At 54.5% G+C, this 23,383-nt stretch carries 21 protein-coding genes; 15 read left to right on the top strand and 6 right to left on the bottom strand.

Features of this window, described 5'->3' with window-relative positions:
- Positions 1–12 precede the first annotated feature (12 nt).
- Complete coding sequence (gene abiEi / locus BY454_RS05775) at positions 13–564, top strand: type IV toxin-antitoxin system AbiEi family antitoxin (RefSeq protein WP_104416972.1); 552 nt, start codon at positions 13–15, stop codon at positions 562–564.
- Positions 551–1,459 carry a nucleotidyl transferase AbiEii/AbiGii toxin family protein gene (locus BY454_RS05770; RefSeq protein WP_104416971.1) on the top strand — a complete coding sequence of 303 codons (909 nt, stop codon included), beginning with the start codon at positions 551–553 and terminating at the stop codon, positions 1,457–1,459. The genes abiEi and BY454_RS05770 overlap by 14 nt, the downstream gene beginning before the upstream one ends.
- Positions 1,460–1,485: 26 nt before the next feature.
- On the opposite strand, the gene BY454_RS17015 is transcribed toward BY454_RS05770, so the two are convergent.
- Positions 1,486–1,728 carry a hypothetical protein gene (locus BY454_RS17015; protein WP_258075574.1) on the bottom strand — a complete coding sequence of 81 codons (243 nt, stop codon included), beginning with the start codon at positions 1,726–1,728 and terminating at the stop codon, positions 1,486–1,488.
- Between the two features lie 79 nt (positions 1,729–1,807).
- On the opposite strand from BY454_RS17015, the gene glnE reads away from it, so the two are divergent.
- Positions 1,808–4,708 carry a bifunctional [glutamate--ammonia ligase]-adenylyl-L-tyrosine phosphorylase/[glutamate--ammonia-ligase] adenylyltransferase gene (glnE, locus tag BY454_RS05760; protein ID WP_104416970.1) on the top strand — a complete coding sequence of 967 codons (2,901 nt, stop codon included), beginning with the start codon at positions 1,808–1,810 and terminating at the stop codon, positions 4,706–4,708.
- Positions 4,709–4,786: 78 nt separating this feature from the next.
- Positions 4,787–5,710 carry a branched-chain amino acid transaminase gene (locus BY454_RS05755; protein WP_104416969.1) on the top strand — a complete coding sequence of 308 codons (924 nt, stop codon included), beginning with the start codon at positions 4,787–4,789 and terminating at the stop codon, positions 5,708–5,710.
- A 29-nt stretch (positions 5,711–5,739) separates the two neighbouring features.
- Here BY454_RS05755 and BY454_RS05750 read toward each other — a convergent pair whose 3' ends face one another.
- Together BY454_RS05750 and BY454_RS05745 are read right to left on the bottom strand one after the other, a co-directional pair.
- Complete coding sequence (locus BY454_RS05750; RefSeq protein ID WP_104416968.1) at positions 5,740–6,618, bottom strand: lysophospholipid acyltransferase family protein; 879 nt, start codon at positions 6,616–6,618, stop codon at positions 5,740–5,742.
- A gap of 78 nt (positions 6,619–6,696) precedes the next feature.
- Positions 6,697–8,118, bottom strand: coding sequence for a mannose-1-phosphate guanylyltransferase/mannose-6-phosphate isomerase (locus tag BY454_RS05745; RefSeq protein WP_104416967.1), 1,422 nt, complete (start codon positions 8,116–8,118; stop codon positions 6,697–6,699).
- Positions 8,119–8,216: 98 nt separating this feature from the next.
- On the opposite strand from BY454_RS05745, the gene BY454_RS05740 reads away from it, so the two are divergent.
- The 10 genes from BY454_RS05740 (at position 8,217) to BY454_RS05695 (ending at position 18,356) form a co-directional block, all read left to right on the top strand.
- Positions 8,217–9,101 (top strand): mitochondrial fission ELM1 family protein, encoded by an 885-nt coding sequence (locus BY454_RS05740; RefSeq protein WP_104416978.1) that lies wholly within the window; start codon positions 8,217–8,219, stop codon positions 9,099–9,101.
- Positions 9,098–10,381 carry a Vi polysaccharide biosynthesis UDP-N-acetylglucosamine C-6 dehydrogenase TviB gene (gene tviB / locus BY454_RS05735; RefSeq protein WP_104416966.1) on the top strand — a complete coding sequence of 428 codons (1,284 nt, stop codon included), beginning with the start codon at positions 9,098–9,100 and terminating at the stop codon, positions 10,379–10,381. The genes BY454_RS05740 and tviB overlap by 4 nt, the downstream gene beginning before the upstream one ends.
- Positions 10,382–10,401: 20 nt before the next feature.
- The gene (locus BY454_RS05730; protein WP_104416965.1) at positions 10,402–11,502 is read left to right on the top strand and encodes a glycosyltransferase family 4 protein; all 1,101 of its coding nucleotides are present in this window, start codon (positions 10,402–10,404) and stop codon (positions 11,500–11,502) included.
- Positions 11,499–12,308, top strand: a complete 810-nt coding sequence (locus BY454_RS05725; protein ID WP_104416964.1) for a polysaccharide deacetylase family protein — start codon at positions 11,499–11,501, stop codon at positions 12,306–12,308. Before BY454_RS05730 ends, BY454_RS05725 begins: the two co-directional genes overlap by 4 nt.
- 3 nt (positions 12,309–12,311) lie before the next feature.
- The gene (locus BY454_RS05720; protein WP_104416963.1) at positions 12,312–13,340 is read left to right on the top strand and encodes a glycosyltransferase; all 1,029 of its coding nucleotides are present in this window, start codon (positions 12,312–12,314) and stop codon (positions 13,338–13,340) included.
- On the top strand, positions 13,337–14,356 hold the full coding sequence (locus BY454_RS05715) for an ELM1/GtrOC1 family putative glycosyltransferase (protein ID WP_104416962.1): 1,020 nt from the start codon (positions 13,337–13,339) through the stop codon (positions 14,354–14,356). Before BY454_RS05720 ends, BY454_RS05715 begins: the two co-directional genes overlap by 4 nt.
- Before the next feature lie 241 nt (positions 14,357–14,597).
- Positions 14,598–15,341: a glycosyltransferase family 32 protein gene (locus tag BY454_RS05710; protein WP_146082689.1), complete on the top strand. Its 744-nt coding sequence runs from the start codon at positions 14,598–14,600 to the stop codon at positions 15,339–15,341.
- Entirely contained in the window at positions 15,322–16,551 is a 1,230-nt protein-coding gene (locus tag BY454_RS05705) for an O-antigen ligase family protein (protein ID WP_104416960.1), read from the top strand. The genes BY454_RS05710 and BY454_RS05705 overlap by 20 nt, the downstream gene beginning before the upstream one ends.
- A gap of 4 nt (positions 16,552–16,555) precedes the next feature.
- Positions 16,556–17,578, top strand: coding sequence for a glycosyltransferase family protein (locus tag BY454_RS05700; protein WP_104416959.1), 1,023 nt, complete (start codon positions 16,556–16,558; stop codon positions 17,576–17,578).
- Between the two features lie 79 nt (positions 17,579–17,657).
- Positions 17,658–18,356, top strand: a complete 699-nt coding sequence (locus BY454_RS05695) for an FkbM family methyltransferase (protein WP_181049658.1) — start codon at positions 17,658–17,660, stop codon at positions 18,354–18,356.
- 45 nt (positions 18,357–18,401) lie between these two features.
- Here BY454_RS05695 and BY454_RS05690 read toward each other — a convergent pair whose 3' ends face one another.
- Positions 18,402–19,460, bottom strand: a complete 1,059-nt coding sequence (locus tag BY454_RS05690; RefSeq protein WP_104416957.1) for a glycosyltransferase family 4 protein — start codon at positions 19,458–19,460, stop codon at positions 18,402–18,404.
- A gap of 85 nt (positions 19,461–19,545) precedes the next feature.
- Positions 19,546–20,505 (bottom strand): LpxL/LpxP family Kdo(2)-lipid IV(A) lauroyl/palmitoleoyl acyltransferase, encoded by a 960-nt coding sequence (lpxL, locus tag BY454_RS05685; protein WP_258076292.1) that lies wholly within the window; start codon positions 20,503–20,505, stop codon positions 19,546–19,548.
- A 101-nt stretch (positions 20,506–20,606) separates the two neighbouring features.
- Between lpxL and waaA the strand changes: the two genes are divergently transcribed.
- Positions 20,607–21,860: a lipid IV(A) 3-deoxy-D-manno-octulosonic acid transferase gene (gene waaA / locus BY454_RS05680; RefSeq protein WP_104416955.1), complete on the top strand. Its 1,254-nt coding sequence runs from the start codon at positions 20,607–20,609 to the stop codon at positions 21,858–21,860.
- A gap of 42 nt (positions 21,861–21,902) precedes the next feature.
- Here the strand turns inward: waaA and BY454_RS05675 are convergent, their stop codons facing one another.
- Positions 21,903–23,273, bottom strand: coding sequence for a TolC family outer membrane protein (locus BY454_RS05675; protein ID WP_104416954.1), 1,371 nt, complete (start codon positions 23,271–23,273; stop codon positions 21,903–21,905).
- Positions 23,274–23,383 lie beyond the last annotated feature (110 nt).

Genomic DNA, 23,383 nt, shown 5'->3' with positions numbered 1-23,383 from the left:
GGACCTAAAAGTATGCAACCCATCCAACAGCTAGAGCGTTGGCTGATTACCTCCCAGGCTACCCCAAGTGGTCGGCTTTATAGTGCTAAAGCGTTTCGGCCCTTGTTCCCGCAGTTAAGTCGGGGTGCCTATCGCGCCCTGCTCCACAGGGCCGAGAAAAGAGGGCTTCTGGAACGGGTGTGTCATGGTGTGTACCAGTTTCCCGGCGATCCTGACAAAACTGGCCTGATACTCTTTCATGCCGCAGCATTGTTGCGCGCATCGCACTTTAACTATATTAGCCTTGAAACGGCTCTCAGTGATGCTGGCCTGATCTCCCAGGTGCCCATTTCCTGGATTACGCTAGTGAGCACTGGCAGATCCGCCGAAGTGAACTGTGGCCGGTTCGGTACCATAGAGTTTGTTCATACCGAGCGGTCTATTGGAGAAATTGCCAGCGATCTAGCGTACGACCCGGACAGGTACCTCTTTCGGGCCTCGCCTCGGCTGGCGTTGTCCGATATGAAACGCTTCAATCGCTCGACAATCGATTTGGTGCAGGGTTTTGACGATGACTTTGTTTGATACATTGGTAAGCGCCGCCATTCGAAATCAGGATGAACTGGCAGCGTTGCGGCCTGTTGTGGAAAAAGAAATCCTCCATCACGATATATTGAGGGAGCTGAGTCACGCCGATTTGCTCCAGGATTTGACCTTTATCGGTGGTACCTGCCTTCGCGATTGCTACGGTTCAAATCGTCTGAGCGAAGACCTCGATTTCACGGGTGGTGCCGATTTTTCCAGGGATCAACTGACTCGTCTCAAAGAGACGCTCGAAACTCGCCTCACAAAAAAATATGAAATCCCGATCACGGTGAGTGAGCCGAAGGCTGAGAAACAGGGCAACGTGGATACCTGGAAACTTCGGGTCATTACACAACCCGAGCGTCCTGATATGCCAGCTCAGAAAATTCACATGGATATTTGTGCCGTGCCCAGTTATCAGGTCAATCCGCGAACACTCCAGAATCACTATGGCGTCAATCTTGGCACGGAAGCCTTGATTATAAATGCCCAGAGCCGCGAAGAAATTTTCGCTGACAAGTTGGTGGCTTTTGCAATGAGGCCTGGGCGCCTGAAATATCGGGACCTTTGGGATATCACCTGGCTGTCACAGCATAATATTGAGCCAGCCTATGAATTAATCGCGCGAAAATTAGTCGATCACGGAGAAGAGCTGGAAGAGTTTGTGGCGCGCGCCGGTGAGCGTATGAACGCGCTGAAAAGTGATGGGCGGCATCAGGATCAGTTTTCGTTTGAAATGTCCCGGTTTATCCCGCCGGAACGTTTGAGTCGGACTGTCAAACAAGAAGGTTTCTGGCCTTATCTGGTCAATGCGGTTACAGAGAAGGTCAGCCAGGCGCTGACTCGGGTCAAGAACGGGCCTTCTCATGAGAATGGGTCGAAGTTTCAATTGTAGCTCTTACAGCGCCTAACTTTTCCGCATTAAGGCTTAACCCCATCCATCGGCGCCTGTTTCGACGCTTCGTTCTGGTCCCGCATGAGTCGCCATTGCGCCAGGAATTCCCGATACCGCTCCAATGCCTCTTCCACCACCGCAACCTTGGGGGTTTCGCTGGAACGCACCAGCATGAGGAGCAGCCGCTTTACCCGAGTCAGAATGACTTGCCCCATGGGCATGTGGGTTTCGTTGTGCTCCGGGTTCAGTGAGCGGCGGAGTGGCAGCATTTAGCGATTGGCCTGTTCAGTCGTGGGTAAGTTCGTTATACAGTACCGGAAATATAACAGAGAGACAGGGGAGTGCATTATGTCTGAGCCTTGGAATGGAATGCCGGCAATACTGGCTGAAAACGTATCGGCTTGCTGGTCGGCGATTTTTCCCGACCGGGTGCCCGAATGGTTGTTGGCCAGTGGTTTGTCGGAGAATGACATTGCCGAGGCTCTGGCCCGCAGCCTGTTTCTTCGGGAAGCGTTGGAGCGCCATCCTGAACAGATCCGCGCAGCCGTTGAATCGAGACCATTAGCCGAGCCGACCACGGAAGATTGGTTGCAGGAGCGGTGGGGCGAATTTCTGCAGGACGTCGACAGTGAGCCGGCTTTGCACACGGCTCTGCGTCAGTTCCGGCGGGAATCGCAATTCCGCATCATCTGGCGGGATTTGATGCGCTGGGCCGACCTCCATGAAACCATGGCCGCCGCCAGCATGCTGGCCGACACCTGTATCGATGGCGCCCTCAACTGGCTTTACGACACGCTTTGTGAGGAGCTGGGCACACCCTGGGGCGCCGACCCTGTCACCGGCGAAGACGCACCACAAAAAATGGTGGTGTTGGGTATGGGCAAGCTCGGCGGCCGGGAGTTGAACGTATCCTCGGATATTGACCTGATCTTTGGCTTCCCGTCCAAGGGGGAAACCCGGGGCGGTCGCCGGGCCCTGGATAACCAGCAGTTCTTCATCCGCCTTGGGCAGCGCCTGATCCAGGCGCTGGACCAGATCACCGCTGATGGCTTCGTGTTCCGGACCGACATGCGCCTGCGCCCCTACGGCCAGAGCGGCGCCCTGGCACTCAGCTTTGCGGCATTGGAGACTTACTATCAGGACCAGGGTCGCGATTGGGAGCGCTATGCCATGGTCAAGGCGCGGGTGGTTGCCGGCGACCAGCGGGCCGGTAAGGTGCTGATGGAGATGCTGCGCCCGTTTGTCTATCGCAAGTACATCGATTTCAGTGCGTTTGAATCCCTGCGGGCCATGAAGGCGATGATCAGCCGGGAGGTTCGCCGCAAGGGCCTGGAGAACAACATCAAGCTCGGTAGCGGCGGTATCCGGGAAATTGAATTCGTGGTGCAGGCCTTCCAACTGATCCGTGGAGGGCGCGACCGGGAGCTCCAGCAGCGGGAATTGCTCAATATCCTGAAGGAGCTTGAAGAGCTGGAGCTGTTGCCTTCGCCCGTGGTCAAGGAACTGCGCAACGCCTACATCTTCCTGCGCGACCTGGAACATGCCCTCCAGGGTATGGAGGACAAACAAACCCAGATACTGCCCGACGACGAACTGTCGCAGGCGCGGGTTGCACGAATCATGGGTTATGACGATTGGTCCGCCTGCCAGGAAGCGCTGGAGGAACACCGCCAGAAAGTCGCGAAGCATTTCTCCGACATCATCGCCACCGAGGAGGACGATGAAGCCCCTGAGTCGCCGGTGGATGATGGCTGGTTTGAGTTGTGGCTGGCGGAAATGGACGAGTCAGCAGCTTTGCAATGGCTTGAAGAGCAGGGGTTCGATGCCCCGGAGGCCAGCTACAAGCGCCTGAAAGAGCTGCGTGAGAGCCGTACCGTCCAGTCCCTGCAAACCCAGGGGCGCCGTCGTCTGAACCAGTTCATGCCTTTGTTGTTAAGTGCCTTGACTGAAGTGGAGGGCAGCTCCCAGACCCTCGAGCGGGTGCTTCAACTGGTGGAAGCCATTCTGCGTCGCACCGCTTACATGGTCCTGCTGCTGGAAAATCCGGGCGCCCTGACGCAGTTGGTGCGTCTCTGTAGCGAAAGCCCCTGGATTGCCAGCCTGCTGGCGGAGACGCCGTTGCTGCTGGACGAGCTGCTGAACGCCGAGAGCCTTTATAACCCGCCGACCAAGGACGAGCTCCAGGACGAGTTGCGCCAGCAGATGCTGCGTATTCCCTACGAAGACCTGGAAGAGCAGATGGAGTCTTTGCGCCATTTCAAGAAGGCGCACATCCTGCGGGTGGCTGCCTCGGAGCTGAAGGGCACCCTGCCTCTGATGAAAGTTAGTGATTACTTAACCTGGATTGCCGAGGTAGTGCTTGATCACGTAGTGGACGTGGCCTTCTCCAATCTGGTCAGCCGCCACGGTTATCCCCGCAGGGCGGACGGTTCAACCTGCAACACCGATTTCGCCATCATCGGCTACGGCAAGCTTGGCGGCATTGAGCTGGGGTACACCTCAGACCTGGACCTGGTGTTCGTGCATAAAGCCGATCCGCAACAGTCAACTGACGGTGACAAACCCCTCGACAATGCCGTGTTCTATACCCGGCTGGGGCAGCGGATTGTGCACATCCTCAATACCCAGACGCCGTCCGGGCAGCTGTACGAAGTGGACATGCGTTTGCGCCCCTCCGGTAACTCGGGGCTGTTGGTCAGCACCCTGCAGGCCTTCGAAAAATATCAACAGAACGATGCCTGGACCTGGGAGCATCAGGCACTGGCCCGCGCACGGGGTGTTGCTGGTTGCAAGGATACCCTGGCTGGGTTCGAGAAAATTCGGCACGAGATTCTTTGCCAATCCCGTGATAAAGAGGCCCTGCGTGAGGAAGTGGTCAACATGCGCGAGAAAATGCGCAAGGCCCTTGGTACGCCCGAATCCAAGCAGGGTGAAACCTTTCATATCAAGCACGACAATGGCGGCATCATCGATATTGAGTTCCTGGTGCAGTACCTGATGCTTGCCTCGAGCGCAGAACACCCGGAGCTGACGCAATGGAGTGACAACATTCGCCAGTTGGAGGAACTGGGGCGTGCGGGAGTCATGGCGGTTGAAGACACGGAGAAGTTAAGGGAAACCTTCATCACCCTGCGCTCTACCATCCACCGTCGAGCCTTGCAGAACCTGAACAGCCAGGTGGAAGGCGATGCCTTCCCGGAGGAGCGGGCCTACATCCGCAGCATGTGGCAAAAAGTAATGCTTGATTAATGAGCGAAATGTATTTCCCCGGGCATTTCCTGCTAGAATGTTCGACCCCCGAAAACCGCATATTCAGGAGCAAATAGAATGTCGATGGCTGACCGCGATGGCGTTATCTGGCTGGATGGTGAAATGGTCCCCTGGCGCGACGCCAAAACCCATGTGCTGACTCACACCCTGCATTATGGTCTCGGTTGTTTTGAAGGCGTGCGCGCCTATCACACCGAGAACGGCCCGGCCATCTTCCGCCTGAAAGAACACACAGACCGTCTGTTCCGCTCAGCGCACATCCTGAATATGAAAATGCCGTTCACCAAGGAAGAGCTGAACGAGGCTCAGTGCGCGGCGGTTCGCCAGAACAACCTGGACGAAGCCTACCTGCGCCCCATGGTGTTCCTTGGCTCTGAAGGCATGGGCCTGCGCGCCGACAACCTGAAAGTGCACGCCATGGTCGCCGCCTGGAGCTGGCCGTCCTACATGTCGCCGGAAGCCAAGGAACTGGGTATCAAGGTTCGCACCTCTTCCTACACCCGCCACCACGTGAACATCACCATGTGCAAGGCGAAGGCCAACGGCAACTACATCAACTCCATGCTGGCGCTGAACGAAGCTATCTCCGGCGGCGCGGAAGAAGCCCTGCTGCTGGATAACGAAGGCTACGTGGCCGAAGGTTCCGGCGAGAACATCTTCATCGTACGCGACGGTGTGCTGCACACCCCTGAGTTGACCTCCTGCCTGGAAGGCATCACGCGCGCCACCATCCTCGACTTCGCCCGCGACATGGGCCTGGAAGTGCGCGAGCGCCGCATCACCCGTGACGAGGTCTACATCGCCGAAGAAGCCTTCTTCACCGGCACCGCCGCCGAAGTACTGCCCATCCGTGAACTGGACGGCCGCCAGATTGGTGAAGGCAAGCGCGGACCCATCACCGAGAAACTGCAGGCGAAGTACTTTGCTGCGGTTAAGGGTGAGTTGCCGGAGCATTCGGATTGGTTGACTTTGGTGCGCTAATCGCTTGGAGAAGAGCTTGGGGTTTTAACTTAGTACAGCTTGGTTGCCCCAGGCACATCCCTGCGAAAGCGTTTGTATTCCCACTGGTATTGCTCGGGAGCTTCCTCGATACACTTTTCGACCGACCTGTTCAGTGCGGTCAGTGATTCGGTCAGATCCTGGGATTCAATGCCACTTTCGGCTTTGCGAATAACAATCTTGAATCCCTTTCCGTCCGGCAGTCGTTGGGCATAGCTGATTAAGGGTAAGGCCCCCGTCTTGTGTATTAGCTTGGTTGCCAGCGTCATTGTCATGGTCGGTATGCCAAAGAATGGCGCGACTGCGCCGCTTTCTTTGGGCGGGGCCTGGTCTGGCAGAATGCCAACAACCCCTCCTTTTTTAAGAATAGTGAAAAGCCGCGCGATTCCTCTCCGATTGGTGGCAACCAGCTCTGAGCCGCTCCGGCTGCGAACTTGTTTTATGTAGGCTTCCAGCCCCTCTTGGTTTGGGGGGCTATACAGCACTGCCATTTTGTATTTCTCAGCAAAAAATAATCCTGCCAATTCCCAGTTGCCCAAATGCGGTGCTAGAAATAGCAACCCCCTTTTACCTGCCTCATAGCTACGAAGTAACTCTTCACCTTCAACTTCTTTTATTTGGTCCAGGCATTTTTCTACCGGCCATTCCCACATCAGCGGCACTTCCATGGCGGTGGCGCCAGTCTCACGCAGGCTTTGGCGACCGAACTCTTCTATCTGTTCGTCGGTAAGGTCGGGATAGCATGCCCGAAGGTTTTTTTTGGTGGTATCGACAGAGCGACCGTTAAGCTTCCAGGCCATGCTGCCCAGAAAGCGACCGAGACGTTGGGCATTTTTCAGGCTCAAAAAGGAGAGAAGCTGGAAAATAACTTTTATAAGCTTGCTTGACACTGGTCACCTATTCAGAAATTAACAAAGCGCGAAAACTACCACCGTGGAAAGTGACAGACAAGAAGCGTTTGGTTCGCACTAAACGCGGCCATAGCTATCTTCGAAGCGGACAATGTCGTCCTCGCCAAGATAGGAACCTGACTGCACCTCGATGAGTTCGAGATCGATTACGCCGGGGTTTTCCAGGCAGTGCTTCTGGCCGATTGGGATATAGGTCGATTGATTCTCGGTAACCAAGTAACTTTTCTCTCCGTTTGTTACCTTCGCTGTACCGCTTACTACGATCCAGTGCTCCGCTCTGTGGTGATGCATTTGCACAGACAGTTTTGCGCCGGGTTTTACGGTAATCCTTTTAACTTGGTAACGGTTCCCGTTGTCGATCGAATCGTAAACTCCCCAAGGCCGATACACCTCGCGGTGATTCATGTGTTCGTGGCGGCCATCGTTTTTTATTTGTTCAACCACCTTTTTGACGTTTTGAACATTGTTTTTATGTGCAACGAGTAGAGCGTCTTTGGTTTCTATGACAACCAGGTCCTTCACGCCCAGGGTTGCCACCAGGCGGTTGTCTGCCCGCACGAGAGTGTTTTCTGTGTCCTGAGCAATAACATCTCCGGTCAAGCTGTTACCGTTATCATCTTTGGGTAGCGCATCCCACAATGCTGCCCAGGATCCAATGTCGCTCCAGCCGGCATCTAACGCCACTACCGCCGCGTTATCGGTTTTCTCCATTACGGCATAGTCTATGGAATCCTCCGGGCATTCCGAAAAAATGCTCTCACTGATGCGGGTGAAATGAAGATCAGCCTGTGCCTGGTCCAAGGCAGCTTGGCAGATCGCGAGGATATCTGGTCTGTGCAGCTCAAGTTCGGCCAGATATCGGCGGGCGCCGAACATGAACATTCCGCTGTTCCAGAAGTAATCGCCGGAAGATAAATAATTCTGGGCAGTACTTTGGTCTGGTTTCTCCACAAACCGGTTGACTGTGAACCCCTCCGAACCTAATTCCGAACCACGTTGGATGTAGCCGTAGCCTGTTTCGGCATGGCTGGGAACGATGCCAAATGTGACAAGTTTGCCACTCTTGGCAAGTGCTGCTGCGCGGCCAATGCTATTTTCGAATTCGGAGACATCCTGAATCAGGTGGTCTGCCGCCAGTACCAGCATAAGCGGGTCTTCGGCATCCTGATGCGCCCCCTTGATTAACTCCAATGCCGCGAGAGCGATAGCGGGTGCTGTGTTTCTGCCGCAAGGTTCAAGAAGAATCGGCGCGTTATCAAAGCCTGCCTGGCGCATCTGCTCCGCCGCCAGAAAGCGGTGTTCCTCATTGCAGATCAGGAGGGGGGTGGTGGTATTTACGTTGTCCAGTCGGCCGACGGTAAGTTGCAGCATGGAGAGACGATGGTCTGTCAGTTTGAGAAACTGCTTCGGGTTTAGTTGCCGGGATAAGGGCCAAAGCCGAGAGCCGGTGCCTCCGGCCAAAATGACTGGGTGAATCATTATCTTGCTGCTCCAAGCGCGGGTATCATGGTCGTGGTTTGATGTTATCATAAAGGACTTTTGATTCTGCGTACTGTCGGGCAGGGGTGAATGCCAGCTTGAAACATATTTTAATTGTCAATGACGGTAAGGCCGGCCACCTCAATCAGTCACTCGGGCTCGCAGAGGCTCTGGTGGAACTGCGGTCCGGGCTGGGCATTGAAAAAATAAAGCCTCTGTCGCGCTTTCGGGCGATGTTGGTCTTTGCTTTTGGGGTGCGCCCCTATGCCGGGCGTCGGCCGGAACTGATCATCGGGACGGGGCATGGAACGCATCTCACGCTTTTGGCACTGAAACGTTATTGGCGTACGCCGGTTGTCGTCATGATGAAGCCTTCAGCTCCGTTACGACTTTTTGATCTCTCCCTGATTCCCGAACATGATCATCCTCCAGAGCGTTCAAACGTCATCACCACAAGCGGTGCTTTGAACCGGGTTCGTCCTGCCAGAAAGCGGCCCGGGAAAGGGATGGTTCTTATTGGTGGTCCATCAAAAAACAGTGATTGGGATGAAGAGCGCCTATTAAGGCAGGTAGAGACGCTGGTGCAGAGGGATCCTGGTGATTGGCTTTTAACCACGTCACGACGCACGCCTTCCTCTACAACCGAAGCGTTGAGAAAAATCACAGGTGTTGAAGTGGTACCTTCGGACTTGACGCCAGAGGGATGGTTGCCTGAGAAGCTCGCCTCAGCTGAGCAGTGTTGGGTTACGGAGGACAGCGTCTCGATGATCTATGAGGCCTTGAGTGCGGGCTGCTCGGTTGGTGTTTTTGAAGTGCCTTGGCGAACCGAAGGGCGATTAGTTAGGGGGATCAAGAAGTTGAAGGAAAGAGGCGTTCTGACCTCTTTTGATCACTGGTCCGGAAAGCCGCTGCCTCCGCCGCAGCATGAATTCAATGAGGCTCAGCGGTGTGCGCAAATAATTACGGAGAGAGGGTTGATATGAAGCTGCCGACACTAGAAACGGCTAAGATTGGGATTATTGGCTTGGGTTACGTTGGCTTACCTCTCGCGGTTGAGTTTGGCAAGCATTATCCCGTGGTTGGCTTTGATATTGACCAGGATCGAATTCTTGAGTTGGAAGCTGGCCATGACAGCACCCTGGAGGTCGAGGATGAAGCTCTGTCTGATGCCAAGCGCCTGAGCTTCAGCGCTGATCCGGAAAGTCTGCGCAGTTGTAATGTTTATATTGTGACGGTTCCCACCCCCATTAATGGCCAGAAGCAGCCTGATCTCACTCCCCTTATTAAGGCGTCGGAAACGCTTGGCCGACTGGTGGGGCCCGGAGACATTGTGGTCTACGAATCGACGGTATACCCAGGCGCGACTGAGGAAGATTGTATTCCTGTGATTGAAGGCATTTCAGGCCTGCGCTTCAATGAAGACTTCTATGCAGGTTACAGCCCTGAACGTATTAATCCAGGCGATAAGGTTCATCGCGTAACCACGATAAAGAAAGTGACTTCTGGCTCAACACCGGAAGTGGCCGATATTGTCGATGCGCTTTATCGAACCATCATCACAGCAGGTACTCACAAAACCAGCAGCATTCAGGTTGCTGAAGCGGCGAAAGTGATTGAGAACACCCAGCGAGATCTCAACATCGCCTTGGTGAATGAGTTAGCCATCATTTTCAATCGCTTGGGCGTTGACACTGAAGAGGTTCTTGAAGCTGCGGGTACGAAGTGGAACTTTCTGCCATTCAGGCCCGGTTTGGTTGGTGGTCATTGCATAGGCATTGATCCTTATTATCTGACCTATAAAGCCCAGTCAGCTGGCTATATTCCGGATGTGATTCTTGCTGGAAGGCGCATCAACAGCAATATGGGAGCCTATGTCGCTGACGAAATGGTCAAGGGCATGTTGCGCAAACGTATTCACGTGGTTGATAGCCGCATTCTGATACTGGGGTTAACCTTCAAGGAGAATTGTCCGGACCTGCGCAACACCCGCGTTATAGATATTATTCGGGTGCTGGAGAGTTTCGGAGCCCAAGTGGACGTCTATGATCCTTGGGCCGATGCTGACGAGGCAGAAGCGGAATATGGCCTCCGGCCGATTGCTCATCCTGTTGCTGGTCAGTATGACGCAATTATGCTGACGGTGGCCCATCGCGAGTTCCATGAACTGGGCGCTGAGGCGATACATCAATGGGGCAAGTCTGAGCACGTTCTTTATGACTTGAAATATGTTTTGCCTGCAGATCAGGTTGATCTGCGGCTGTAATCACTGGTTGCCAAGTATTTATGAAGGTTGTTCAGGTATTGCCCGCACTGGATGGTGGCGGTGTGGAAAAAGGCACGCTGGAAATTGCCAAAGGATTGGTCGAAAGTGGTCATCAATCCATAGTGCTTTCAGCCGGTGGAAGGATGACCGCCCAGCTCGAAGCTGAAGGTAGTCAACACATTACCTGGGATCTTGGTAAAAAGTCTCCACTAACCTTTCGACATGTTTGGGCCTTGCGGCGTTGGTTGAAGCGCGAGAAACCCGATATTCTGCATTTGCGTTCACGAATGCCGGCTTGGGTATGTTGGTTTGCATGGAGAGGGCTGCCTGAAAGCGCGCGCCCGCGTTTGGTGACGACAGTTCACGGCCTGTACTCGGTCAGTCGATACAGTGAAATTATGTGTCGTGGTGAGCGGGTTATTGCTGTCTCTAATACCGTCCGCAACTATATCCATGAGAACTATCCCCAAACCGACAAGGGGCGTGTCCGGCTTGTATACCGAGGTATCGACCCGGACGACTTCCCTCTGGATTACAGTCCAACAGAAGACTGGATCAGTCGCTGGTATCAGACATACCCCCAGCTTAAAGGTAAACGCGTGCTGACTCTCCCGGGTCGTCTTACCAGGCTCAAAGGGCACCATGACTTTATCGATTTGATCAAGAAATTGCGGGATGCCGGGCAGGAAGTTCAAGGTTTGATTGTGGGAGGGGAGGACCCGAAGCGAAAGGCTTATGCCCAGGAAATACGTGAAAGGATTGCCCAAGAGGGCCTTGGCGATAGTCTGCACCTAACCGGAGCACGGCCTGATATACGTGAAATATTCGCAGTTTCCGATTTGGTTCTGTCCTTATCAAACAAACCAGAATCTTTTGGACGGACGGTCGTTGAAGCGTTAAGTATGGGCGTGCCTGTTATTGGCTATGACCATGGCGGTGTGGGCGAGGTTTTGGCCCAGCTTTATCCCCAGGGGAGAGTGCCTTTGGGAGATCCCGAATCGCTGTATCGTGCGGTAATTGAAAGCTTGGGTTCTGCTCAATCCCCCCTGACAAATGATCGTTTTCTATTACGTGAAATGGTCACGCAAACCCTGGATTGCTATCAGGAGTTGCTTCAATGATATGGGGCATGGCTCTGCTGGTGGCAATCTCGCTACTGCTTTTCAGCAATCGATACGGCTGGTGGCGGCCCGCCGTCGGATTGGAGCATCCACGTATATTGATGTATCACATGGTGAGTGAGCATCGCTCAAAAGCCAAGTTCAATAAGCTTCGCGTAAAGCCAGCAGCGTTTGATTGGCAGGTACGCTGGCTTAAAGAAAATGGCTGGCACTTTGCCGTTATGTCTGAGCTTGAGCACCCTGATAGATTGCCGCCTAAAACCGTTTTCCTGACCTTTGATGACGGCTTCGCCGATAACTATCACATGGCTCACCCGGTACTTAAAAAGTACGGGGCGAAGGCCACTCTTTATCTGGTGGTGGATCGGTTTGATCGTGACTGGTCCACCGCCAAAAAAGCTCACCATAATACCGGAGAGCTTATGCGTGAGCCTAAGCTGAGCGATGAGCAGGTTTCTGAGATGCTCGCCAGTGGTTGTTGGGAGCTCGGCGGTCATACTTTGACCCACGCCAACCTGGCGCGGCTGGATGAGCCAGAAAAGTTTGCAGAAATCAAAGGGTGTCATGATGAGTTGGCGAGGCAGTTTGATTGTCTGGTATCCAGCTTCGCCTACCCGTTTGGTATTTACGATGAACAGGACGTTCGATTGGCCAAAAAGTCAGGGTATGCAAGCGCAGTAACCACGGTTGAAGGCATAGACACGGATCTTAAAGCATGTCTTCATGAACTGAGTCGTATCAAAATTTCGGGCAAGGATAACCGGCTGGCATTCCGACTTCGAATGCGAACAGGCAGAAGAGGATAAAGAATGAAGGTTTGTCAGATCATGGCCGGAGATGAAGAAGGCGGTCTGGAAAATCATGTCGTTGAGCTTAGCAATGGCTTGGTTGACCACGTTGATGAAGTAGTGGTCATTGCCCATGAAAAATATCGGGAACGCTTCCGACCGGAGGTCCGATTTTTGGCGCTGGACTTGAGTGGCGGTCGCCGTAATCCCTGGCTGCTAATGCGCTTGGCAATGCTGATCCGCAGGGAAGCGCCTGATATCGTGCATGCCCAAGCGAACAAGGCAGTTGACATGTTGGGTCGGATTCGTGCGTTTGTTCCTGGTTACCGGATAGGGACCCTACATAATCGGAAAAAAAGTCTTGGAATGTATTCTCGGATGCAGACCGTGATTGGCGTCAGTCAAGGCGTGAGTGAAGGGCTTGTACATCCGGATATTTGTCTGGTTTACAACGGCATCCCGCCCTATAAAGGTACCAGATATAGTAGAGCTGGATTGGCAGCTGAATTTCAATTTGATCCAGCGTGGCCTATAGCGATAGCCGTGGCTCGGTTGGTGCCCGCGAAGGGGTTCCAGGAGCTTATTCGTGCCTGGCCAGCCGACAAAGGCCAGTTGCTTATAGTAGGAGATGGGCCGGAACGAGAACCGCTGGCCGCTTTAATAGCTGATCTAGACCTTGAGCAGAAAGTGGTTCTGTCTGGCTATCGGCCCGACGCAAGGGGGCTGATGACGGGCGCAGACCTCCTTTTGGTATCTTCTCGTCGTGAAGGCTTTAACTATACGGTGGCTGAGGCATTGTCTTGCGGTTTACCGGTATTATCGACACGAGTTCCGGTGGCGCAGGAGATTTTACCGGAGTCTTATTTGGTTCCCGTCGATAACCCGCAGGCTCTCAATGAGGCATTAAGTCGAGTTTTGGGTAACGTTGAGACGGCTCTGATTGATCAACAATCATTGTTTGATTGGGCGCGTAGCACGTTCACTATAGACCATATGGCTGCCCAAACGGCTTCCATATATCAGGAGCGATACCAGCAGGTGGGGCAATGAGCCATTCCCCGAAAAAGATGAGGATATTGTTGCTGAGCGATGGCCTGCCCGGTCATCTTAGCCAGTCCCGTGGGCTCGTTAAATGGTTGGAGGATCGGTACTCGGTTGAAGCTAGCGAAGTCAAAATTGGATTGAGATATAAACCACTCGCAAGGCTTATTCTGCCTTACATGGCACGGTTCCGGCGTTTGGCACCCCTCGTGATGAAGTTTTATCGTGGAGTCCCGGATAATCTCCATGCCACCGATCTGATTGTTTCTGCTGGTGGCTCTACCTCGTTTTTAAATGTCGCTTTGGCTCAACACTGGGAGATTCCAAATATCTTTCTGGGGTCCAAACGGCGACTGCGTTCGAACGATTTTACTGCCCACCTGACTCTGGAGCCGACGGGCGAACCGCGCAATATCGTCATGATGGTGCCGCCGACCATGATCGAACCTCAAGATTTGGAGCATAAAGGAGAAGAGCTTCGGCGGTCACTGGGTCTCGCGCCTGATGAAAAGCTGAATATGCTGGCCATTGGGGGTGATGGTGCGGGTTATCGGTATGATGGCCAATCGGTGCAACAGATAGCGGAGTTAATGATGCAAGAGCATCAGCGCACCGGTAAACGTTGGCTTCTGACGACTTCGCGGCGGACTGGTTCAGAATTGGAGCATGAGCTTCGCCAGTCCATTCCTGCCGAGATCCTGGCGGACAGCGTATGGTGGTCGGCATCCCCTCGCAAGGTCATGGCTGCGTATATAGGCGCTTCTGACGTGCTGTTTGTTACGGCAGATAGCATGTCGATGATTTCTGAGGCGATCGCCAGTGCCAAGCCTACCATGGTGGTGCAGCCGGAGACCGCACAACCAGAGCAGCGCTACCATCAAGCCTTGCAGCGCTATGATCATAATGGGCTGTGTCACGTGATAAAGCTTGGCAAGCCATCGGTTCCGTCCCCTGCCGGTTCTTCATCGGTTACACAGGCGCGTGAGGCTGTAGTTGACCAGCTTGCCAGGAGGTTGGGATTCTGAGTGCCTCCTACGCCATACGGTATGGAACTGATATTTCCTCCGTCACCTAGCTGCAATGATTCACTTCATCGCCCTAGGCTTTCTTGCTAGACTCCCGCGTTCAGGCTCTCTACCTAGCCGCGGTTGGGCCTTCGGGTTTATATAGCAAGGGTCGGGGCATGGCTCAGGGTGCCATCAGGTTTTCCATCGGAATGGGGCCACTTCACTCGTTTATCAGTATGGTCCAAGGAGACTCTTAGTTTTGGTTAATCGCCGAATTCCCCAAAAGTTACACTTTGTATGGGTGGGTGACGACGCTTTATGCCCGCATAATTGCATTGACAGTTGGCGGGAACTGCATCCCGATTTCGAAATCCGCTTGTGGGGTAATGCCGACTGGAAGGAGCGTCCTTGGCGTACTCGTCATCATATGGATGCAATTGCCGCTACCGGGCAGTTGTGTGGCGTGGCGGATCTCATGCGTTGGGAAATACTGATGGATGAAGGCGGCATGGTGTTGGACGCAGATAGCGTTTGCCTGTCACGAATCCCGGACTGGATGTTCGACTGCACAGCCTTTGCCAGTTGGGAGAATGAGCATGTTAAGCCCGGGCTGATTGCAAATGGTTTTTTCGCTGCACATCCTGGCGACCGGCTTGTTGCAAGGCTTGTGGATACCTTCGTTAAGGCTGAAAATCTGGCAACACGATATGTTTGGTACAAATTGAAGCATAAACGTTTGGCGTCCTGGCGCACTACGGGGCCTCTTGCCCTGAGTGAGGCGTACCGCAGCATGAACTATACCGCCCTTACGGTACTGCCAAGTCAGTTCTTTATGCCCAAACACTACTCCGGAGTGCGCTACGAAGGTGATGGGCCGGTCATATGTCACCAGTTGTTTGCCAGTACTGGCACGTCCGGTTATCAGGAACTATTAAAGCTTTCTGCTACAGAAATCCGAGGTTACGCAATGGGGGACCTGATCAATGGCGGCAGTAACCGTTAAGCGACTGGAGGGCGGGCTGCCTTGGATTTTATGGTTTTTTCTGGGAATGGCTGTTCTCCAGCCTAGCGATGATCTGTTTCGCTTTGTTTACTTTGCCGGCATTCTGCCTCTAACGCTTTATTTGTATTGGTATAACCGTGGGCACGCGCAGCCTTTGCTCCGTAGTCTGATTCCGGGTGTTGCACTGTTACTGTTTCTTTTTATGAGCGTGACCTGGAGTTCGCATGTGAGTGAGTCGGCTGGCCGCTATTTCCGCTGGTTTCTGGAGACCGTGATTTTCTTTGCAGCGGTGGCCTGGTGCGGATACCAGGTTCGCAGGGAAAACCTGGCTTTTGGCAGGTATCTTCACTTAATTGTGTTAGCGGCGGCCATTGCCAGCCTTGGCCTCTATATTTACCAAGGGAATTATCCTCGGCGCCTGGAGGGTATCGGGTTGCTGGGCCATCCTGTCATGGGCTCCAGTGTCCTGGTTTCGCTATGGGCCCTCGGCACCCTCGACACGAAGATGCACGCGAACCGTTGGCTTTGGCTGCTTATGAGCGCTGGCATCGCCGTTATGGCATTTGTCTTCCTCAGCCAGAGTCGGGGGCCATTGCTCGCACTTTTCGGTTTCATTTCATGTTTGATCGTATTGCTCCTGCTGAAAAGGCGAGTCACGCGATACTGGGGCATCGCCCTGCTGGCCCTGTTGGCGGCCGGGGCCGCAGCGGTGACCGAGACGCAACTCCTGGCATCAATGATTGACCGCGGTGACAGCTACCGCCTGGAAATCTGGACCGCAATTATTGGGCAATGGCGTGGCTTCTGGTTGACGGGAGTTGGAATCGCCACTCCGTTCCCCGCCTCCGAAGCCGGTCAGGCCGCACGTGGCGTAACAGGAATAACTATAGCTCACCCTCATAATATTCTGATTTCAATGTGGTTATTTGTGGGTATTCCAGGGGTGCTGCTGTTTTCCGGCTTTGTTCTGCACGTTCTTAAGAGAGTTTGGTACGGCCTCGTGTCGCCATGGAGGGGTCTGGGAGTAGCAATTCTACTTGTGACGCTGGCGTTATGCTTTACCGATACATACCGTCTAATCTCAAGTCCTAGGCCAATGTGGGTTATTTTCTGGCTGCCTTTTGGCTTTCTTTTGGGCTGGAGTGTGGCTTTACCTGCTCGGCCAGAATTAGATCGGGATTCCGGTGCCGCAGAACGAGAACAAGGCTGACCCCATGCGTATCCTTCATCTGGCCAATCATCATATTTTTAGCGATGCCGGGCACTTTTATATGTGCGATCGCAAGTTTTCCAGCGGCTTTGATCGGCTCGGTCACTGTGTTTACGACTACAGTTACAAGGACATGCTGAGGGCCTCTAATGTTTTTCGGTCCAGCAAGCTCGGTCATCGAAAAGTCGCTGAGCAACTGCGCAGCATCGTCCAGGCATTTCAACCGGACGTTTTGTTGCTCGGCCACGTCAACCTGCCACGGGAGTTGCTGGATGACCTGCGAGCTGTTCGACCCTCCATGCAGGTGATTGGCTGGTTCGTAGATTATGTAGAAGATCGTCGTATCGGGCATCTCCGTTCTATGGCTTCCGCAATTGATGCACTTTATGTCACCACCGGAGGGGAACCTCTCCGAACGCTGGGGCGTGAGCTCGGAGTGCCGGTGATCGGTTATCTGCCCAATCCGGTACATCCCGCCCTAGAAAGCGGTTGTGTCTGGGAGCGCGAAAGCTGGGATTACGATTTGGTCTATTGCGGTGCGGACCGAAAAGCGCCAGCCCGGCGTCAGTTGCTGGAGCAGTTGGTCGACAAATTGCCTAAGGTGCGGATGGCGATTCGTGGCTCTCTCGACCAGCCACCGGTTTATGGCCAGGAGTATCTTGATCTTCTACAGCGCTCCTTGTGTGGGCTGAATTTGTCCAAGCATCATGATCTCTACTGGTACAGTTCGGATCGCATTGCCCAGCTCACTGGCAACGGCCTCTGCACCCTTTCCCAGCGTATCCCGGGGTTTGAAGAACTCTACGGCGAGGACGAAGTCGTTTATTTCGACAGCGAGGCTGAGCTGGTCGACAAGATTCATTACCTGGCAGAACATCCTGCTGAAGCGGCCGTTATCGGTCGACGGGGGTGGCAGAAAGCACACAACACCTTTAACGTGGACCGCATTTGTCGATATATGCTCGAGGGAGTGGAGGGTACCTTCAGCGAGGACTATCTTTGGCTCAGCTCTTACTTCCGGCTATAAACCAAAACTAGAGACGACTACTATTATGAGTTTAGCGAGAGACTGGTTGAACAGGCAGTTGTTGCATTGGGGGTATCGAGTGGAGCGAACCCTCAAGCCGGATCTGTTTGAGATACTGTTATGGCGATTCATCGAAATTAACGACAGAGAGCTTCAGTTTATCCAAATCGGTGCCAACGATGGGGTGAATTATGACCCGTTGCGATCAGTGGTGACCAATAAACGAGTTAAAGCGCAAGGCGCGGTGATCGAACCAGTGCCTCGTTTTTTCGAGTTGCTGCAACAGAACTATGCAAAATACCCATCTATTGAGCCACTGAATGTCGCCATTCACAATGTGCAGCGCACAGCGAATCTGTATTACGTGGACGAGCGCTCGGTGAAGGAGCTACCCAAATGGGTTCTTGGCATAGCTTCATTTGATCGTTCGCACTTGGTCAGGAATGGAGTGCCCGAGGACAAGATTAGAAGTACGGAAGTGCCGTGCAAAACTGTGGTCGAGATCTACGAGGAGCAGCAGCTTTCCCGTCTAGACCTGTTGCAGATTGATACCGAAGGCTATGATGCCACGATCATCCGTGGACTGGACTTCGACAGGCTTCGTCCTCGCCTGATTCACTTTGAGCATGGCCTGCGTGACGGTTTGATGAGCGAGAAGGATTTTGTCTCACTGGTTGGTTTTCTCAACTCCCAAGGCTATCAGGTGCTGCCGGAAGACTATGACGCCATTGCTTTCAAGCCTAATGACCTGCTTGGTTCTCTGCTTGACAAAGGGTGACTAGGTTTCCCGCCGTGCAAGGTAAAATCAAAACCGCTGCCCGGATTACATTCCCGGCCTTTGGGGTTGATTTGCCACGACGGTCTCTAGCGCCAGTTCTAGCCGTTCTCCGACCACTTCGGGCACATAGCGCTGCTTAAGTGTCTGAAAGCCTTGGCGGCGCAAATGTGATGCCTGGGCGCTATCCGCGATGAGGCGCTCCATGGCGACCGCCAGAGCCTTCGGGTCGTCTACGGGGCAGACTAGAGCCTCCTCCCCATCACGACATATTTCCGAAGGCCCCTCGGCTGACGTTACTACCAACGGAATGCCGTAGTTGAACGCTTCCAGAATTATCAGGCCGAACGGTTCATGGCGGGATGGTACACAGAGAATGTCAATTCGTTCAAAAAGAGTCGCGCTGTTGGGCAGCCAGCCGGGCATCGATACTCGGTCGCGGAGCCCCAGTTGCTTGATTTGGTTCTCCAGTAGCTCCCGCTCGGCTCCGTCACCCGCTAAGGTAGCAGTAAACGGAACCCGTTTGTCCTTAAGCAGTCCAAGGGCGGCGAGGAATAGATCGAAGCCCTTGTATTGCACGAAGCGACCGATGGCACCCAGATGGACCGGCTGCTGGTAAGGCCTTTCGGGTGGCAGGACTTCCTGGCTGTCGGGGAGCATATTGGGCACCAGAAAATGCGGCTTGCCTTCAGCGCCCTCGGCCTTTAGTCGTTCTTCGATGCAGCGAGTGATGTTGATGAAAGCGTCAGCGTCTACGCAGCGCTTGGGATTGAGGCTGTGCATGACGCAGACGACGGGCACACGACCGCGAGCGGCTCGTTTCATCAGTGCTATCGAGCGTGAACAATGAGCGATAACCACGTCGGCCTTTGTTCGTTGGAGCAGGCTCATTGCCTTGATTGTTGCGATAGGATCGAAATGCCCATGATTATTGATATAGGTCAGATCTCCGGCTATTGCCGGCCCGCTTTCTGCCCGTCTTCGTTCCCGTTTGTGGATGACTGTTGTGGTGGTGTGGCCGCGCTCTGTAAGAACCCGAGCGTAGTCCAGCACTACTTTCCAGCGTCCGCCGACAGCGTCACCAAGTACTATATTTAGTATTCGCATTCTCTGCTCTGGTCTTAAGTCGTTGTTTGCGGCGGGCGTTGTGCTTTTCCCGCATATTTTTTTAGCTTGTCATGGAAGCTTGACGTTAGCCTTTCTTCTGACGTTTTTTATAAAACCCAGGATCATCCGGATCCGGTCGGGTCTTGAATCGCCGATGCATCCACAGATACTGGTCGGGCGCTTTGCGAATTTCCTGCTCGATGAACGCATTGATGCGTGTGGCATCTTCCAGGTCGTCACCACTGGGGAAGTTCTCCAGTGGTGGGTGAAAATAGATGTCATAGCCGGGCTTGTCATCGTGGCGGAAGTGGCTGAAGGGCATCACCACGCAGCCACTGCGTTCGGCAATTCGGGAGGTGGCGGTAATGGTGCCCGCCGGAATGCCAAAGAAGGGCGCGAAAACAATGTCCTTGCGGCCGTAGTCCTGGTCGGTGGCATACCAGACGGCGCGGTTCTGTTTCAGGCAGCGCAAAAGCCCGCGCAAGTCACGGGCACCCAGTACCTTGCCGTAGCGGCGTTCCCGGCGGCGGGTCATCACGGCGTTCATCAGCGGGTTGTTGTGATCACGCTGCATGACGTCCGACTTTATATACTCGGTGGACAGCGAGCCACCCATTTCCAGGGTGCTGAAGTGCGCGCCCACCAGCAAAATGCCTTTGCCCCGTTCCAGGGCTTCATTGAAGTGATCAAGGCCGTGGATGTTGGTGATCTTCTTGAGCTTCGCTGTGTCTCTGAACCAGCCAATACCCACTTCCATCAGACCAATCCCGTTGGCCATGAACGAGTTGCGAACGAGGGCGTTGCGCTGTTGCTCGTTAAGCTCCGGGAAGCACAGCCGGATGTTGGTTTCGGTAATGTGGCGACGGGATTTGCCAAATTTCAGAGTCAGAAGGCCAGCCATCCGGCCCAGCCACCATTGCAGCCGCAGTGGTAGCTGCGCGACAAACCACATAGTCCCAATGCCCAACCAGGTTGGCCACCATCTTGGGTGGAGGTAGGCTGTATAGTCCGTGTTTCTCGGGAGTTTGCGATGTTTCTTGCTCAAAATAGTTAACCCTGGATCGACAAACGGTTTGTCGGAGGGCAAGATGCCCTGCGACAGAATAACCGCACTATGATAACGCATCGTTTCGCCGGGAGTCCCGCGTGTTGCTCTTCATTTATTCCCAATTAATCAGGTTGGCCCTGCCGTTTATATTATTCCGGCTCTGGTGGCGTGGCCGGAAGGCGCCAGCTCGACGCAAGGACTGGTCGCATCGCTTGGGATGCGTGCCCAGGCTTCAGGGAACCGTTATCTGGGTACATGCGGTGTCTGTCGGGGAAACCATTGCGGCGGGACCGATGGTAAATCGCCTTCTGCGGAGTAATCCCGATGCGACCATCCTGATGACAGCGACCACCGATACCGGCCTCGCCCAAGCCAAAAAAATGTTCGGCGAGAGGGTGGCATACGCTTACGCGCCTTACGACACCCCGGGTGCCATTCGCCGCTTCCTGCGCAGGGTTGATCCGCGCATCCTGGTCATACTGGAAACCGAAATCTGGCCCAATATGATTGATCAGTGCCATCGCTTCGAGGTGCCTGTGTTCCTGATCAATGCCCGCTTGTCGGAGCGCTCTGCCCAGGGCTACGAGCGTGTGCGCGGGTTGGCGGCGCCAATCATGAAAAAAATTACCTGGATTGCCGCCCAGGCCGAGAAAGACGCGCAGCGGTTTCGGCGCATTGGTGTTGCGCCAGAGTGCGTGGAAGTCACCGGCAGTGTGAAGTTCGACGTTGATATTTCCGAAGAAACCCGCGCGGCGGCCCTACGTTGCCGACAGTCGCTGGGTAAGCGCCCGATTTGGGTGGCGGGCAGCACTCATTCCGGGGAGGACGCCCGGTTACTGGAAGCCCACCGAATCGTTCTTGAACAGCATCCCGAAGCCTTGCTGATTATCGTGCCCCGGCATCCCGAGCGCTTTGATTCCGTTGCTCAACTGGTAACCGATAGCGGCTTTAAGCTGGCGCGCCGGTCACTTGAGCAGAGCGCAGAGGGAGCCCAGGTGTATCTGGGCGATACCATGGGTGAGCTGATGATGCTCTACGGCGCAGGGGATATTGCGTTTGTGGGTGGCTCACTGGTTGAACGTGGTGGTCATAACCCGCTGGAACCTGCGGCCTGGTCCATGCCCGTGTTGACCGGTCCCCATGTGTTCAATTTTGAAACCATCTTTGAGCGGTTACAGGCCAATGGCGGTGTTCAGGTTGTGCAGGGGGCGCCGGAACTGGGGCGGGCCATCGCCGGGCTGGTGGCTGCGCCGGATGAGTGCCGGACGGTCGGTCAGCGGGCGCTAGAGGTTGTGAACAGCAATCGCGGAGCGCTGGATAAGGTGGTTGAGGGCATCGTCGAGCGGCTGTAAGGCCGGGGCGCTACCTTGACAGGCAGGCCCCGGGCCCATCCGTTATTGCATCGGGCTGTCCAGGGTCTGTTTGTCGTTTGCCAGGACCTCTATGCCGCGGGCTCCCTCGCTCAACCAGTTGTTCAGCTCCAGCAGATCCTCCGGACTCAGGGTGCCTGCTGCCTGCTTCAACTGCAGGGTGTTGACGACATAGTCATAGCGGGCGTTGGCGTAATCCCGCAGCGCAACGTAGTAAGCCCGCTGAGCATCCAGAACCTCCACAATATTGCGCGTGCCCACATCGTACCCGGCCAGTGTGGCGTCCAGGGCGCTTCGGCGGGACACAATGGTCTGCTTGAGTGCGTTGGCGGTTTCGATGTTGTTGTTGACGGTCAGGAACAGGCTTCGGGTGTTGACCTGAACGTCTCGTTTGACTGTTTTCAGATCCTGCTCGGCCGCTATTACGAGCGACCGCTGCTGCCGCACGCCGGCCTGTGTCCCTCCACCGGAGTACAGGGGTACATTAAGGCTGAGCCCGATCACGGCCTGAGTGCCTTCGCCGCCCTGACTGGCAAAGGAACGCCCGCTGTAATCGGTTTCCCCGTAAGATGCTTCGAGGTCCAGTGTAGGCAGGTGTCCGGACTTGGCCACTTTCAGGTTGGCCTCGCTGGCATTGAGTTCATACAGTGCTGCCTGAATGGACCAGTTCTGCTTGAGGGCAGTTGCTTCCCAGGCGTTCGGGTTCATTGGTTCCGGGCGGGCCAGTGGGAAATTCTGGCGAAGGTTGTCCAAGTCTTCCGGGTAGTCTCCAGTCAAGCGTGCCAGTTGTTCCTTGGCGACATTCAACTGGTTCTCAGCCGCAATGCGCTGACTTTTGGCGTCATCATAGCTGGCCCGGGCTTCATACACTTCGGTGATGGCAATCAGGCCAACATCAAAACGCTCCTGCGCCTGTTCGTACTGGCGCTGAATGGCCGCTTCGGTAGCCTGGGCCGTTGCCACTGTGTCCTGCGCACGAAGCACGTTGAAGTATGCTGTGGACACGTCCAGCATCAGTTGTTGCTGCGCCAGGTTGTATTGGGCTTCTGCGGCGTCTGTCTGGAACTGGCTGGCGTCAAACCGGAACCAGTTCTCTGCGCGAAACACTGGCTGCGTCAACTGGACCCCATAGCTCAAAGAGCGGTAGCTATCGTCCCCGATGCCGTTCCTGGATTCAAAATCGGTATGGTTGCCTTCCGCGAATGCAGATAGCAGCGGTAAAAGCGTGCTCTTGGTGACATCCGTGGCCGCTCGTTGGGCTTCCAGTTGCGCCTTGGCCGAGGCAATGCCTGAGTCGTAAGACAGCGCCTGTTCATAGGTTTCCATCAGATCCAGAGAAAATGCAGGCTGAGCTGCAAGCAGGGTGATCAGTCCTGGAAGTAAACGTTTCTTCATTATTTCTCCTGACAAGCTGTCTCCGGGGCATCCGTGAGCTGGATACAGGGCTAAAGAAGACCATTATGGACAATAATGGTCTCCGTCTCTACACTCGCTATTATCACTCA

Origin of the sequence: Marinobacter persicus, from assembly GCF_002934325.1 — a bacterium.
Lineage (GTDB): Bacteria > Pseudomonadota > Gammaproteobacteria > Pseudomonadales > Oleiphilaceae > Marinobacter > Marinobacter persicus_A.
The sequence above is the reverse complement of the archived record's forward strand: the minus strand, read 5'-3'. Positions and strand labels throughout refer to the sequence as shown.

What these genes read in the sequence shown, in the direction of transcription:
- abiEi (WP_104416972.1), top strand. Translation starts at nt 13, where the DNA reads ATGCAACCCATCCAACAGCTAGAGCGTTGGCTGATTACCTCCCAGGCT.
- BY454_RS05770 (WP_104416971.1), top strand. Translation starts at nt 551, where the DNA reads ATGACTTTGTTTGATACATTGGTAAGCGCCGCCATTCGAAATCAGGAT.
- BY454_RS17015 (WP_258075574.1), bottom strand. Translation starts at nt 1,728, where the DNA reads ATGCTGCCACTCCGCCGCTCACTGAACCCGGAGCACAACGAAACCCAC.
- glnE (WP_104416970.1), top strand. Translation starts at nt 1,808, where the DNA reads ATGTCTGAGCCTTGGAATGGAATGCCGGCAATACTGGCTGAAAACGTA.
- BY454_RS05755 (WP_104416969.1), top strand. Translation starts at nt 4,787, where the DNA reads ATGTCGATGGCTGACCGCGATGGCGTTATCTGGCTGGATGGTGAAATG.
- BY454_RS05745 (WP_104416967.1), bottom strand. Translation starts at nt 8,118, where the DNA reads ATGATTCACCCAGTCATTTTGGCCGGAGGCACCGGCTCTCGGCTTTGG.
- tviB (WP_104416966.1), top strand. Translation starts at nt 9,098, where the DNA reads ATGAAGCTGCCGACACTAGAAACGGCTAAGATTGGGATTATTGGCTTG.
- BY454_RS05730 (WP_104416965.1), top strand. Translation starts at nt 10,402, where the DNA reads ATGAAGGTTGTTCAGGTATTGCCCGCACTGGATGGTGGCGGTGTGGAA.
- BY454_RS05725 (WP_104416964.1), top strand. Translation starts at nt 11,499, where the DNA reads ATGATATGGGGCATGGCTCTGCTGGTGGCAATCTCGCTACTGCTTTTC.
- BY454_RS05720 (WP_104416963.1), top strand. Translation starts at nt 12,312, where the DNA reads ATGAAGGTTTGTCAGATCATGGCCGGAGATGAAGAAGGCGGTCTGGAA.
- BY454_RS05715 (WP_104416962.1), top strand. Translation starts at nt 13,337, where the DNA reads ATGAGCCATTCCCCGAAAAAGATGAGGATATTGTTGCTGAGCGATGGC.
- BY454_RS05705 (WP_104416960.1), top strand. Translation starts at nt 15,322, where the DNA reads ATGGCGGCAGTAACCGTTAAGCGACTGGAGGGCGGGCTGCCTTGGATT.
- BY454_RS05700 (WP_104416959.1), top strand. Translation starts at nt 16,556, where the DNA reads ATGCGTATCCTTCATCTGGCCAATCATCATATTTTTAGCGATGCCGGG.
- BY454_RS05690 (WP_104416957.1), bottom strand. Translation starts at nt 19,460, where the DNA reads ATGCGAATACTAAATATAGTACTTGGTGACGCTGTCGGCGGACGCTGG.
- BY454_RS05675 (WP_104416954.1), bottom strand. Translation starts at nt 23,273, where the DNA reads ATGAAGAAACGTTTACTTCCAGGACTGATCACCCTGCTTGCAGCTCAG.